This window comes from Streptomyces sp. NPDC020884, assembly GCF_044333935.1.
Classification (GTDB): domain Bacteria; phylum Actinomycetota; class Actinomycetes; order Streptomycetales; family Streptomycetaceae; genus Streptomyces.
The window spans coordinates 290799-303489 of the sequence record NZ_JBIRRY010000010.1 but is presented as its reverse complement, the minus strand read 5'-3'; the positions used below and the strand labels follow the sequence as shown (position 1 = coordinate 303489).

Below are 12691 nucleotides of genomic sequence, written 5' to 3'. Positions count from 1 at the left end.
CGGCGTAGCATCACGCAGTGTGACGCCACCATTACATGGGTTTTCGGTTGTCGTAGTTCTCACAGCGCCGCTGGTCCTCGTACCCTCCTTCCCCTCCGCCCCAGCGAACCGGCCGAGTCGCGCCGCGGTGGCCCCGGCACCCTGCATCAGCGGAGAGCGTGAACGGCGGAGCGAGTCCTCCGTCGACGACGGCGAGATCCGCTGGACGGACAGGACCCGCTATGACGGACCCCGCGAGCACGCGCTGAAGGCGTGGCAGTACTCCGGAGCGAAGATCAAGCTGCGCCCCGACAGCGCCAGCACCGTCAACGATCTGGAGTTCCGCGACTACAAGGGCGGCACCAGCGACCGGGCGGCCGTGGCCCAGTACGTACGCGACTCCGGTGTGGGCGCCACCGACTTCGTCCGGTTCAACCGCGACAAGATGAGCGGGCGCAGCCGCGCCTTCCTCAATTCGGCGGCCGCTCACGAACTCGGGCACGCGCTCGGTCTGTGCCACAAGGGCGGCCGGGTCCTGTCCTTGATGTGGACCGACATCGCCTCACCGCCTATCACCTCGCCCCAGGCCGTCGACAAGGCCAACTACACGAAGCTCTGGAGATAGTCGTGCGCAAGAGGGTCTGGATCACCACCGCGGCCGTCGGCCTCGTTCTCGCCGCCGGTACCGGCGCCTATGTCCTGGCCACCGACGGCGAGGTCGCCGTCTCCTCGCTGTGTGCACCTCCGGCCAGCACCCCCGAGTACGTCGCCGCCTACGCCCCTACCGTCGTCATCGGGACCGTCACCGGCCCCACCCGCTACACCCCCGACACCGGCGACCCCAGCACTGGCGTGCACCTCGCCACCCTCACCGTCGAGAAGACCCTCAAGGGCGCCCGCCAAGCCGATCTCGACGTCTCCCAGTCCGTCACCCGCACCGCCCAGGGCACTTACACCACTGCTGAACCCCTCTACCAGCCCCTGGTCACCGGACAGCGCTACGCCGTCGCCGTCCTTGACCGGACCGAGGGCGGCGGCCGATGGGTCTGGGGCGCGGAGCGGGCAGCGGACGCCACCGCCGACGAACGGTGGACAGCCGCCGTAGCCGCCAAGGCGACCCTGCCGACAGCGACGTGCGACGACACCCGCACCATCACCTCGACACCCGACCCGGCGTAGGGGGAACCGACCCCGCCCGCCAGGAACGCGGGCTCGGCGAAACGCCCAATGGCTCACTCCGATCCGAGCAATTGGCTAGGCTTCCGTCCCCCGGCAACGGGCGCCGGACGGGGCGGTCCTCCGGCTATCGCGCTGAGCTGCTGCCGAGGGCCTTGGCCATGGCCCGGTTGACTCGGGGGTCGCGTCCGGCGACGTAGGAGGGGCAGGGCAGGTAACCGGCGCGGTTGTAGAGGGCAAGGGCGGCGGTGTTGCGCCGTCCGGTCTCCAGCATGATCCGCGTTGCCCTGCGACTGGCGGCGTGCTGTTCGAGGTGTTTGAGGAGGTACCGGCCGACTCCGTGGGCGCGGACCACGCCGGAGACATACATGCGTTTGATCTCCGCGGTGTGCTCGTCGAGAAGGCGTACGCCTCCGCACCCGACCGGCTTGTCGCCGACGTGCGCGATGAGGAACAGGCCGACGGGCGGGTCGAAGTCCGCCTCGGGGGTGGCGTCCGGGTCGTCGGCGAACCCATAGAGGCCGAGTTGCTCGGCGCGCAGGGCCTGCGTGAGTCGGCGGGCGTCCGGGTGGTTGTAGGGCACGGCAGTCACGGAAGGCGCCGGGCGTATCCAGGCTGGGGCGCCGGGGGCGGTGGGCACGAACGTCATGCAACGGATCGTGCCCTATCGACGGCTGTGGCCGCACGGGCGAAGGGATATCGAAGCGCGTGTCTTCCGACAGCGGCCGGGCACACGGTGTCCACTACGAGGAGCGGTTCCTGCGTTGAGCTGCGGGGAGATCACCGCTCTGGTGGAGGAGTGCCATGTCGTCCGTGGGCCGGAAGCTGTTCGATCTGGAAACTTACGAGGCCAGGGCCCGTCTCGGGCCATGCTTCGTCTGCGCGTTCTTGGAGGGAGAACCCGGCTACGAGCACGAGCTGGTCTATGAGGACGCGGACCATGTGGCGTTCCTGGACCGGTGGCCGACGCTGCCGGGCAAGGTTCTCGTCGCGCCCAGGGAGCATGTGGAGGATGTGGTCAGCGGGTTCTCGGACGACGGTTACCTGCGGATGATGCAGGCCGTACGCCGTGTGGCGCTCGCGGTCGAGGCGGTGCTCGCGCCGGAGCGGGTGTATCTGCTGTCCTTGGGGTCCCGGCAGGGAAATCCGCATGTGCACTGGCACGTCGCTGCCCTGCCGCCTGGGACCCCGTACGAGCAGCAGCAGTTCCATGCGCTCATGGCGGAGCATGGGGTCGCCGATGTGGCGCCGGCCGAGACCGCGAGGATCGCGGCGGAGTTGCGGCGGCGCCTGGCCTGATGTCCGGTGTTCCAGGTCAGCGGCGGCCCTGTCGGCTGGCGGTGATAGCGCTCTGGACTGCGAATGCGACGGTGAGATTGCGGGCGGAGTCGGTGTCGGTCGCGATGCGGACGGCGTCCGGCGGCGTGAAGGGCCGCTTGGTCGAGGTCACCGTTGGCGAGGGACGCTGGACGACTTTGATCTCCAGCGTCCACTGGTGATGCTGCGGGTCCACACCGGCGATGTCATCGGCACGGCGAAGCTGGCGCTGTTCGTAGGCCAGTTGGACCAACTGGCCCTGTCCCCGGGCCAGTCAACGAACTGGAGGAGCGGACGATCCCCGAGGAGGGGCTGAGGCGATCCTGCCGACCGCCACCTTCGACGACACCCTCACCAACACCTCGACACCCGACCCGGCATAGGGGGAACCGACCCCACCCCGCCAGGAACGCGGGCTCGGCGAAACGCCGCATGGCCCACTCCGACCCGGCATAGGGGGAACCGACCCCACCCCGCCAGGAACGCGGGCTCGGCGAAACGCCGCATGGCCCACTCCGACCCGAGCAATTGGCTAGGCTCCCCTCACCCGGCAACGGGCGCCCGCAGGCCGCGGTCACCGGCCCCCAGAACACCTCGCCTCAAGAGAGACGCATCTCCATGACCGCGCCCTTGCTGCTCGTCGACGGCCACCACCTCCTCCACCGAGCCTGGCACGGCTTCCCGGCCCGCATTACCACCCGTGACGGCAACACCGACCGCACGGGCGTCTTCGGATTCGCAGCACTACTGCGCAAGGCCCAGGCGCAGCACGCCGAGCATTTCGAGCTCTTCGTGGTGTTCGATGCTGAGGACGGCTCGCAGGCCCGCATCGCCCAGGACGCCGCCTACAAGGCTCAACGGCTCGGCCCCGCGCCCGGGCTGATCGACTCGCTCACGTTAGTCAAGGACGTCCTCGACTACACCGGCGTCCGCTGGATCGAGTACGCCGGCTGCGAAGCGGACGACGTCATCGCCACCCTGACCGCCCGCGCCCGCGATCGCGGGCGCACCGTCGACATCCTGACCACCGACAAGGACTACATCCAGCTCCTGGCCGACCCCAGCGTCCGCCTGCTGAACACGAGCGTGGCCGTGGAGCGCCGCTACACCGCCGACGAGCACATCCTCCCCCGCTACGGCGTCCTCGCCGAGCAATGGCCCGACTACCGAGCGCTGACCGGCGACCCCGCCGACAACATCCCCGGCGCCCGCGGAATCGGTCCCCAGACCGCCGCTCGTCTGTTGACCGACCGGCGCCGACTGGAGAACATCCCGAGCGGTGAACTGCGCACCGCCTGGGCAGAGCAGTGGACGCAGATCCTGCGATGGAGGGAGATGATCAAGCTCGATACCAAAGTCGACCTCCCGGACGGCACACTCACCGGGCAAGCCACCCCGCTGCTGGCCGCGGCGGCCCGTGTACTCGAGGCCCTTGACCTGTGGTGACAACGGTTGCGCGGTAGGGGGCCTTGGAACGGGATGAGCTCGCGGGTGGGTGGGCCCTGCTGGTCGTCACCGGGCACCGGCGGAGGGGGGTGGTTCATTCGGCCTTCGAGGCTGCGTGGCCGGCAATGGTCCTCACGGGGGGTGCCAACCTGCGGAAGGCAGCGGGCTTGTCGGGTGCCAGGCCTCATCTGTCCTGCTCTGAGGCATCGGTGAGTTCCAGGACCACGGATTCGCGGTGCTGGGTAGCTGCGGTAGTGCGGGTGGTGTGCCGGGCTGCGCGCAGGCCCATGTCGGTGAGGTCGTCGGTGGTGTGGAGGGCGCAGAGGAGAGCGGCGGCAGCCTGGAGGGTGAGCGCGGTGGCGGGACGGTAGCCGAGGAGGGCGGCGGTTTCGGGATCGTGACGAGCGGCGGCGTGGGCATTGGACAGGACCAGAGCGGGGTCGGTGACGACGAGTTCGTCGACCTGGATGCGCTGGATGTGGACACCCAGGTCCAGGGGGCGGCGCGGAACGATCTGCTCCGGTATGGCGGGCAGCAGGCTGGGGTGGGGACGGCGGGACATTCGGGTCTCCTCTGTGCGTACGGTGGCTGCACGCGGTTCGGCGGGATGGAAGGGCTGGGCATGGACGTGGTGATCGGTCGGCCGGTGGTGGTCCGGGCCCCGTGCCGGGTGAGCACGGACGAGCTGGAGCAGGACATCAAGGCCCGGTTCGTACATCCGAAGCTGCGGGTGTTTTTGAGGCTTATACGCAGTACGGGGGTGGTGGCACGGCCGTGGTCGGCGTCGCCGGCCGTCACCTTCGGGCGACGAGGGATCGGGGTGCGGTCGCGGGCCGCGTACGCGGCGGCCCGGGACCGGGCAGTGACGGCGGCCGGGCAGGCGCTGGCCCACTCCGGACTCGAACCCGGGGACATCGACGTGCTGGTCACCACCCACACCACGTCCTGGACGATCCCGGGCCTGGACGTCGACCTGGTCGGCCGGCTCGGGCTGCGGCCGGATGTGGAGCGGATCGGGCTGGCGACCGCCGCATGCGTCGGCGGCGCCCACAGCCTGGTCCACGCCGTGCGGTCCCTGCGCGGCCGCGGTGGCGGGCGGGCCCTGGTAGTGGCCTCCGAGGACCTCTCCACCCTCTACCGCAACCGCCCCGGGAAGCCACGCATGCAGGACATCCTGTACAGCGGGCTGTTCGGGGACGCGGCAGCTGCCGTCGTCCTCTCCACCGTCGACCAGGCGAGTGCGGGGGATCTGGTGGCGCAAGACGTGTGGGAGCTGGTCCTGCCCGGCAGTGCGGATGCGTACTGGAGCGAGATCCATGAGGAGGGCGTGTCCTTCGATTCGACTGAGGAGGCGACTCGGGCGCCGGGACGGGTGCTGCCGTACCTGACGGGGTGGCTGGACGGGCGTGCGGTGGACTGGGCCGCGGTGCACCCCGGAGGACCCCGGATCATTTCCGGGACTCTGGCCGGTCTCGGGCTGAACGAGGAGACGACGGGCCAGCACGCCCGGGACTCCCTGGCCGGAGGCAACCTCGGCGGTGTCGCGATCCTCGACGTGTTGGAGCGCACCCTGGGCGACAGGTCGGTGACCGGGCCCGGGCTGGCGGTCGCCTTCGGGCCCGGGTTCACCGCGGCCGCCCTCTACGTACGGCGCGTCGCGGGCCCGGCCGCAGCCGGGTAAGCGGCGGCGGGGTCGCGGTGGTGGTGCCTGGAGCCGGAGTCGAACCGGCACACCCCCAGGGGGCAGCGAGTTTTAAGGTCGCCGTGTCTGCCTTCCACCATCCAGGCCGGGACGATCAAGGGGCGGGGGATCCAGGTGCAGCTGGGTCAGAACGTGGCCGCGGGCCAGGCCGGGCATGATCAGGGACCACATAGCGGAGACCTGCTGGTGCAGGGCCTGGCGTTCCGCCAGGGCGAGCGCGAGCAGCTGCACGCCGCTGTAACAGCCGACGAGCGTCCGGGAGGCCTCCTCCGGAGTGACGTGGTCCTGGAGCTCGTCGGCGGCACGGGCAGCTTCGAGAACGGCGGTAACGGCTCCCAGCGGGGCCGCGTAGCTCTGGGCGGTCTGATACGGGCCCGGCTCGATCGACAGGCGTACGGCAGCCCTCAGAACAGGGTCCTGAAGGATGCTGGCCGTGTAGTGGTGGCTGAGGTCGAGAAGGGCTTGCAGCCAGAACCGCGGGGCCGGGCCCGACGCCGTCTGCTCGGCGACCTCCTCGAAGAACTCACGCTGACGGTCCAGGATCGCGTCGCCGAGCTGTTCCTTGCGCTGGAAGTGGTGGTACAAGGCTCCGCGCGAGACTCCGGCCTGGCGCAGGATCTCCGGGGTGGAGGCGGCGGCGTACCCGTCGCGGTCGATCACGACTCCGGCCGCCTCGACCAGCCGCCGGATCATCCGCTCGCGGCGGTCGCCGGTCTCCCTGTTCTCCTGCATCGCCGTGACGCCTCCCTCGGTCGCATCCGACGCTACCCAAGAGGCCGAGGGCACGCTCTCGGTACGCAGCCCGGTGTCAGGCATCGGCGCACTCCAGCCTCTCCGGCGACGAGACCGCCCACCGCTGAGCCGGATGGGGGCGGCGGACCAGGGCCCAGACACACTTCCCGCCGCAGGGGCGCGGGGCCCATCCGTGGTCGTAGGCGATCGCGTCGACCAGTAGCAGTCCGCGGCCGCCGACCTCGTCTGCGGGGACTGCGACCGGGGCATCAGGCAGCGGCAGGTCGCTGGCGTCGGTGACCGCGAGCGCGACGTGGCCCGCCGGGTCGACCACCAGCTCGACCTCGATGTCATCGGCGGCGCCGGCTGCCGCGTCGGCGGCGACGGCGTTCGTCACCAGCTCGGAGACGACGAGCACGACGGAATCGCGCACGTCGACGGGCAGCTGGGCGGCTGCCCACCGGCGTGCGGCCTCCACGGACGCCGGTACCGGCGGAAGATGCAGACACGTCACGGGCTCCTCCTCCATGCGGAACAGGCAGGTATGCCTGTTTGTCTCTCCAGAAAACGCCCGCGGCGGACCCGGGCGGAAGGGCCAGCTCTGGCCCCGGGCCAAAGCTGGCCCGGTCGCAAATGTCGGAAATAGGTACCGTGTGCACTAGTCGTGCACCTGGAGGTACGCATGCGTGACGCCGCTCCCGACCTGCCCGCCCTCCTCAAGAAGTGGCGGGCCCGGCGCTCCCTGGCCGACCTGCCGGACAGAGACACCGCGTGCGTCGACGGGCCGGTCACCCAGACAGTGATGGCCGAGGAACTCGGGATCAGCGAGCACCACTACCGGCGGCTCGAAACCGGCCGGCGCCCGATGAGCAGCGACGTCATCGCGGAGATCAGCCGCGTGCTTACCCTCCACCCGGACGAACAGACGGCCCTCTACCGGTGGGCCGGGCGGCCCGCGCCGCCCGTACTCTCCCCCGTCGCCCCCGACGTCCCCGGCGATCTGAGAGACCACATCGACCGACTCCCCTTCGGCGCCATCCTGGAGTCCGGCGACTTTTCGATCCTCGCCTTCAACCGCCGGGCCGCCAGAATGTGTCCTTGGACCGCGCAGCCCGGCGCGAACGTCATGATCGACCTGCTCCTGCCCGGGCCCGCCCGTGACCAGTGCGCACAGTGGGAGAAATACTGGGCCCCGCGCCTGCTCGCGCAGCTGCGCCAGGGGGCCCTGGCCAACGAGTCGCTGCGGTCGATCGTGGACCGGGTCTGCGAAGACCCGCAGGTCAGAGAACTCTGGCACCGGACCGCCGACCTGCGCCGCCACGCCTACGGCACAACGCGGCCCATGTACTTCGAAGGCTCACGGCAGCAGCCGGCCTGGGTCCGGATCATGGGATGGCAGCCCCTGCACGAGCCCGGGCTGCGCGTCATCACCGGCGAACCGGCGACCGCCCCCACCCATCCGGCCTCCGGAGCCGCTGGCGATGCCGCATCTGCCGAGCGGGGCTGACGGGACTGGGGCCAGCACAACCCGGCGCGCCGATGGATCCCGGGGGCGGGCCTTGGACTTCCACGTCCCCGATGTCGTGGGGTCGGCGTCCTACAGCTCCTTGCGCAGCGCTCGGTTGACGGCGGGGTTCCTGTCGGGCCGGTACGACGTGATCGGTTCGTACCCTTGGCGCGGTAGAGCGCCGGGCCCTTGGCGGCCACGACCGCCCCCGTCCGGCTGGCCAGGTCGAGCAGGTCCTGGCAGGTCGCGCCGTCCGTCCGGTCGGTGAGCCGGGCGTCGGCGCCGGTCAGGACCGCTGCCTCCGAACGGTTCAGCCGCACCGTGTCGGCCCCGAGTCCTCGGATCCGTCCGACGCCCTGATCTCCGCCGCCGAGCGGTCCGTCGACGACGACGACGGCCGCCGATCCGTCGCGGGCCTCGGTGAGCGCGTCGAGGACCTCCATCGCGGTGGGGCTGCCGCCCAGGCCCGGCCCGATGAGCCACACCACCTGGCCGCGCGCCCCGGTCCGGGCCACCTGCGCCTCCAGCCGGGAGGAGACCCGTACAAGATCACCGACGGCCGCCACGTCCAGCTCCGGCCCCGACGGCGGCACCAGGTGCATCTGCAATCCGGCGGACGCAGCCGCCGGGCCCTCGGGCGCGACCGCGTACACGCAGTGAGCTCCTGCCCGCAGCGCGCCCAGCCCCGCCATGTAGGGGGACGATCCGTACAGCGCCGAGCCGCCGACCACGATCACGAACCCCCGGTCACCCTTCACCGGGCTCGTCTCCGGCCCAAGGTGCGCCAGAGCCACCCCGCGCGCCCAGGCGCGGTTCACGTTCAGACATACCAGGCCGCCCGCCGGTGGCCGAAAGCGCGACGCAGAGCCGATCGGGCCCGATACGCTCGCCGACATCGGCCGACGCGTACCGCGGGCGCCGGTAGCCGTGTCGAGAGGAACCCCTTCGTGCCCGAGCCCCGGACGTGGCCCCGACTACTCTCCACGCTCCTGACCAGAACCGACCTGACCGCCGACGACACCGCATGGGCCATGCGGCAGGTCATGGACGACGCCGCCGAGCCCGCCCAGCTGGCCGGCTTCCTGGTCGCCCTGCGAGCCAAGGGCGAGTCCGCCCCCGAGCTGCGCGGGCTGCTCGACGCACTGATGGAACGCGTCATCCCGCTCCCGGTCGACGGAACCCAGGTACTCGACATCGTCGGCACCGGGGGCGACGGCGCCCACACGGTCAACGTGTCCACCATGGCCGCCATCGTCGTGGCCGCCACCGGCGTCCCCGTCGTCAAGCACGGCGGCCGGTCGGTCTCCTCCAAGGCCGGCAGCGCCGACGTCCTCGAAGCCCTGGGCCTGCCCCTGGACCTCACCCCCGACGCCGTGGCCCGGTGCGTGAACGACGTCGGCATCGGCTTCACCTTCGCCTCCCGCTTCCACCACGGACTGCGCCACGCCGTCCCGGCACGCAAGGCCCTCGGCGTCCCCACCGCCATCAACTACCTGGCCCCGCTGACCAACCCCGCCAGCCCCGGGACCACCCTCGTCGGCTGCTCCAACCGCGCCCTCGCCCCCGTGCTGGCTCAGGTGCTCGCCGACCGCGGGACCCGTGCCCTGGTGGTCCGCGGCGACGACGGGCTCGACGAGATCACCACCACCGCACCCACCAGCGTGTGGATCGCCGCCGACAACGGCGTTCGCGAAGTCACCCTGGACACCGCCGATTTCGGCCTGGAACGCGCAACAGCCGACGGACTTCGCGGCGGTGACGCCCACTACAACGCCACCGCAGTCCACCGCGTCCTCGGGGGCGAACGGGGCGTGGCCCGCGACGCCGTCCTCGCCAACGCCGCCGGCGCCCTGGCCGCGCACCGCGGGCTCGACCGGGACGGCGACCTCCATGCCGCCTTCGCCGACGCCCTCACCACGGTCAGCGCCGCCATCGACAGTGACCGCGCGGCCGCCACGCTGGAGCAGTGGCTCAAGCTCGCCCGCACCCTGCTCGTACGCTAATCGCCAGTCGTTCGGACCGGGCGGTGGGATCCCGTAGCTTCGGCGGCGTGGCGAGGACGTTGCGGCTGGCCATCGCACAGAGCACCGTGCCGGAGGACCCCACAGACCGCGGCGCGCTCCGGGCTGCCGGGAAGGAGATCCGGGCCCTGATAGCCGAGGCCGCAGGGGCGGGTGCGCGGCTGGTGCGGTTCCCTGAGGGGCGATCACGTACCCGAGCAAGCACGTGATGGCGGTCGGCCAGGACGACGAGCTGGTCCCGGCCGACTGGAGCCGGGCCGCGTGGGACGTCCTGCGCGAGGAGGCCGAGTCGATCGCCGCGCTGGCGGGGGAACTACGGCTGTGGACGGCGTTCGGGTCGATCCACCCCCTCACACCGCCGAACCGGCCCCACAACAGCCTCTTCGTCGTCCGCTCGTACTCGGCGAAGAGCGGTGGAAAGTTCGCCCCCACGCCCAGCGCGCAGCCGATCCGGATGCCGCCCACCTCGAAGACCGCGGTCATGGGCGGGGAGCGTGGTGCAGCATCGCGGCGACTCCTAGTTCGGAGAAGGGCTCGTAGGCGATTCCGCGGAGTACGACGACGGGGGCTCCCCGGCCCCGCTGTCCGAGGATGATGCCGGCGGCGCCGGTGATCATGTCGGTCAGGGTTTCCTCCTGGCGTTTCCCGTTGTGCTCCGTGACGCGGAGCGGGGCCACTCCGGCGGTGCCGATGGAGATGCAGGTCGCGCCGCGCCGGTCGGAGTCGGCGATGACGACCGCGACGTCCGCGCCGGTGTAGGTGATCAGTGCGTCGCGCAGGGCGCGGGCGGAGGCGTCGGGGTCCCCCGGCAGCAGCCACGCGCCCTCGGTCCCGGCCCGGTCCAGCTGGAGACCGAGGGTGTGCCGGGCGATGATCGGCCCGCGGTCGGTGGCCAGGAAGTGCTCGGTGGAGTGGTCGAGTACGAGCTGGACGATCGCGGAGGGTTTCCCCGTACGGCGGCCAAGCGCTCGGCCTCCGGGGAGGGGGTGACCGATGCCAGGTCCACGTAGCGCCTTTCCGCGACGCTCACGGCCTTGCTGGCGACCACCACGATGTCCCGGTCCTTGAGGGGTGTTCCGGTCTGGTCCAGGACCTGGGCGATGGTGCCGGCGAGGTCGTCGCCGGGCTGGAGGGTAGGGAAAGGCGTCAGGTCGGCGGCGGGGTCACCGTAGCGGTGCGGCCCAGGGGTGAGGTTCTCCAGCGTGGTGAGCATGCCGGTGAGGCGGTCCGGGGCGAGGACGCGGTCGTCCGTCCGGTAGGCGCCGGGGTCGTCGAGGGGGGCGGGCGGCGGATTTCGGTGGGCGGTGAGGTGCAGCGGGACGGGGACGGCCTGGTGGAAGATCACCGGGAGGTGCAGGAGGGACGCGGCGTGCCGTTTCGGCTCGTCGGTCCGGACGGAGGCGACGGGGCGTCGCTGGCAGCTACCCTCCAGACGCCGGGCCCCTGGACCGGTTGCTCCTTGCGGCCCTGGCCCCTTCAGAGTCCGATGGCTGACTTCGGCCCCATGTACGAGCCGGCCCCCGGCCAGTTGTCGCGAGCGAGCTTGACGAACAGTTCGCTGAAACCCAGCTCCGGCAGACGATCGAGCGGCACGAACTCGACGGACCGGATCGGCCTCGTGTCGGCCCCCTTCTTGACCGCCCCGACCGTCCCGCCCACGCGGTGGGCCTCGAAGGTGATGTGAACAACGTGGGATTCCGTGTGGTCACACAGATACAGCAACCGGTCCGCCGTCACCTCCACACCCGTCTCTTCCCGCATCTCGCGGACCAGGGCCTCCTCCAGGCTCTCCCCGTCCTCGACCTTTCCACCCGGCAGGGACCAGGTTCGGGGGCCGTCCGTGTCCTGGTCCAACAGCAGGATCTTGTCGTTCTCGATGACGATGCCCGTCACGCGTGTATGCATCGGCCGACGCTATCGCCCAAACCCCCGGCTCTGACTAGGAACCCAGGCGTAGTTGTCGAGGGTGACGGCATCGAGTGCTGCGTCGGCAGCGGAAGTCTGGACCGGGGCCGACCAGGACAGAGGCGTGGCGGAGCGAGCGGATCGGGCTGGCGGCGTGAACACTGTCCCGCGTGAGTCGAGCAGTAGCGCCAGAGGTCCGTGAACGCGCCCGTAGCCGCAGCTGCCCGCAGTGCCGTGCCAGACCAGGCGAGAAGTGCGCCCCGGACCGGGCCGGGCGCTCCCAGCTGCACCGCGGGCGGATCCATGATGCGCAGCAGGCCATGGAGCCTCTGCCGCCGTTCCGGATCCTCCCGCCGGACAGGAACCGCGTCTTCATGGAGCTGCAGCCGGACAACACCGACACGCTCGTGGTGTCCTGGCACAAGGACGCCATGCGCGATCTGTGGCGCTACCCGTACGAAACGGCCGTTCTGCTGCGGCTGGCGCTCCTCCAGGCCAAGGCGAGGACGGTCGACAACTACGCGTTGGCGCTGTGTCTCCTGCCCTTGGAGCACATCACGCCCGAAGAAGCCTGTGAGGCAGTCGACCGGCTCATCGCCCGCGGCTTCGTGAAGCGGTTGGACGACAGCTACTTGTCCGTGAACCCTCTGGCGCTCGACATCACCGAACGCGCCCTGTTGTCCGCGCAGTTCCGCATGGAGTGGAACTCGGCCAAGGTGGGCTGGCCCGGGCCGCCGCCCGCTCAACAGATGCCCCTCTTCTGAGAGAGAACGCAAAGGCCAACAGACCTACTGCCGCATACACCGGTGATGAGGAGGCGCACTGTGTAGTCCGGCCTAGTTGACGCACGAAGCACCGGGCTCTGGCCCCGGCTACGGAGCTCCTCACGTGGTTCCTGGCCCTGGG

At 70.9% G+C, this 12691-nt stretch carries 16 protein-coding genes, 1 tRNA gene and 1 pseudogene; 10 read left to right on the top strand and 8 right to left on the bottom strand.

Translation table 11 applies throughout. The annotated features are described in order from the left end of the window. The first annotated feature begins 127 nt into the window (after positions 1-127). Together ACH4UK_RS29190 and ACH4UK_RS29185 are read left to right on the top strand one after the other, a co-directional pair. The gene (locus ACH4UK_RS29190; RefSeq protein WP_398361033.1) at positions 128-604 is read left to right on the top strand and encodes a hypothetical protein; all 477 of its coding nucleotides are present in this window, start codon (positions 128-130) and stop codon (positions 602-604) included. 2 nt (positions 605-606) lie between these two features. Next, positions 607-1158: a hypothetical protein gene (locus ACH4UK_RS29185; RefSeq protein ID WP_398361031.1), complete on the top strand. Its 552-nt coding sequence runs from the start codon at positions 607-609 to the stop codon at positions 1156-1158. Between the two features lie 124 nt (positions 1159-1282). Here the strand turns inward: ACH4UK_RS29185 and ACH4UK_RS29180 are convergent, their stop codons facing one another. Further along, complete coding sequence (locus ACH4UK_RS29180; RefSeq protein WP_398361030.1) at positions 1283-1804, bottom strand: GNAT family N-acetyltransferase; 522 nt, start codon at positions 1802-1804, stop codon at positions 1283-1285. Between the two features lie 155 nt (positions 1805-1959). Here ACH4UK_RS29180 and ACH4UK_RS29175 point away from each other — a divergent pair, with 155 nt between their 5' ends. Then, positions 1960-2454 (top strand): HIT family protein, encoded by a 495-nt coding sequence (locus tag ACH4UK_RS29175; RefSeq protein WP_398361028.1) that lies wholly within the window; start codon positions 1960-1962, stop codon positions 2452-2454. A 16-nt stretch (positions 2455-2470) separates the two neighbouring features. On the opposite strand, the gene ACH4UK_RS29170 is transcribed toward ACH4UK_RS29175, so the two are convergent. Further along, a complete protein-coding gene (locus ACH4UK_RS29170) occupies positions 2471-2725 on the bottom strand; it encodes a hypothetical protein (protein ID WP_398361027.1) in 255 nt (84 codons plus the stop codon). 365 nt (positions 2726-3090) lie between these two features. Between ACH4UK_RS29170 and ACH4UK_RS29165 the strand changes: the two genes are divergently transcribed. Beyond that, positions 3091-3918 (top strand): 5'-3' exonuclease H3TH domain-containing protein, encoded by an 828-nt coding sequence (locus ACH4UK_RS29165; RefSeq protein WP_398361026.1) that lies wholly within the window; start codon positions 3091-3093, stop codon positions 3916-3918. A 184-nt stretch (positions 3919-4102) separates the two neighbouring features. Here the strand turns inward: ACH4UK_RS29165 and ACH4UK_RS29160 are convergent, their stop codons facing one another. Continuing rightward, positions 4103-4480 carry a hypothetical protein gene (locus ACH4UK_RS29160; RefSeq protein ID WP_398361025.1) on the bottom strand — a complete coding sequence of 126 codons (378 nt, stop codon included), beginning with the start codon at positions 4478-4480 and terminating at the stop codon, positions 4103-4105. A 60-nt stretch (positions 4481-4540) separates the two neighbouring features. Here ACH4UK_RS29160 and ACH4UK_RS29155 point away from each other — a divergent pair, with 60 nt between their 5' ends. Further along, on the top strand, positions 4541-5599 hold the full coding sequence (locus ACH4UK_RS29155) for a PhlD (protein WP_398361023.1): 1059 nt from the start codon (positions 4541-4543) through the stop codon (positions 5597-5599). A 21-nt stretch (positions 5600-5620) separates the two neighbouring features. Here the strand turns inward: ACH4UK_RS29155 and ACH4UK_RS29150 are convergent. The 3 genes from ACH4UK_RS29150 to ACH4UK_RS29140 all read right to left on the bottom strand — a co-directional run bounded on the left by ACH4UK_RS29150 (position 5621) and on the right by ACH4UK_RS29140 (position 6866). After that, positions 5621-5706: transfer RNA gene (locus ACH4UK_RS29150), tRNA-Leu, on the bottom strand. Beyond that, positions 5672-6352, bottom strand: a complete 681-nt coding sequence (locus tag ACH4UK_RS29145; RefSeq protein WP_398361021.1) for a ScbR family autoregulator-binding transcription factor — start codon at positions 6350-6352, stop codon at positions 5672-5674. The genes ACH4UK_RS29150 and ACH4UK_RS29145 overlap by 35 nt, the downstream gene beginning before the upstream one ends. A 76-nt stretch (positions 6353-6428) precedes the next feature. Then, a complete protein-coding gene (locus tag ACH4UK_RS29140; protein ID WP_398361020.1) occupies positions 6429-6866 on the bottom strand; it encodes an ATP-binding protein in 438 nt (145 codons plus the stop codon). Between the two features lie 168 nt (positions 6867-7034). Here ACH4UK_RS29140 and ACH4UK_RS29135 point away from each other — a divergent pair, with 168 nt between their 5' ends. The 4 genes from ACH4UK_RS29135 to ACH4UK_RS29120 all read left to right on the top strand — a co-directional run bounded on the left by ACH4UK_RS29135 (position 7035) and on the right by ACH4UK_RS29120 (position 10475). Continuing rightward, the gene (locus ACH4UK_RS29135) at positions 7035-7859 is read left to right on the top strand and encodes a helix-turn-helix domain-containing protein (protein WP_398361018.1); all 825 of its coding nucleotides are present in this window, start codon (positions 7035-7037) and stop codon (positions 7857-7859) included. 474 nt (positions 7860-8333) lie between these two features. After that, positions 8334-8519, top strand: coding sequence for a hypothetical protein (locus tag ACH4UK_RS29130; protein ID WP_398361016.1), 186 nt, complete (start codon positions 8334-8336; stop codon positions 8517-8519). A 287-nt stretch (positions 8520-8806) separates the two neighbouring features. Next, the gene (trpD, locus tag ACH4UK_RS29125) at positions 8807-9862 is read left to right on the top strand and encodes an anthranilate phosphoribosyltransferase (RefSeq protein WP_398361015.1); all 1056 of its coding nucleotides are present in this window, start codon (positions 8807-8809) and stop codon (positions 9860-9862) included. Positions 9863-10088: 226 nt separating this feature from the next. Next, positions 10089-10475, top strand: coding sequence for a hypothetical protein (locus ACH4UK_RS29120; RefSeq protein ID WP_398361232.1), 387 nt, complete (start codon positions 10089-10091; stop codon positions 10473-10475). Here the strand turns inward: ACH4UK_RS29120 and ACH4UK_RS29115 are convergent. After that, positions 10360-11093: pseudogene (locus ACH4UK_RS29115) on the bottom strand (coenzyme F420-0:L-glutamate ligase). The gene ACH4UK_RS29120 and the pseudogene ACH4UK_RS29115 sit on opposite strands and share 116 nt — an antisense overlap. 263 nt (positions 11094-11356) lie before the next feature. After that, positions 11357-11785, bottom strand: a complete 429-nt coding sequence (locus ACH4UK_RS29110; RefSeq protein WP_398361013.1) for an NUDIX domain-containing protein — start codon at positions 11783-11785, stop codon at positions 11357-11359. A gap of 374 nt (positions 11786-12159) precedes the next feature. On the opposite strand from ACH4UK_RS29110, the gene ACH4UK_RS29105 reads away from it, so the two are divergent. Next, positions 12160-12549 (top strand): hypothetical protein, encoded by a 390-nt coding sequence (locus tag ACH4UK_RS29105; RefSeq protein WP_398361012.1) that lies wholly within the window; start codon positions 12160-12162, stop codon positions 12547-12549. The last annotated feature ends 142 nt before the right edge of the window (positions 12550-12691 follow it).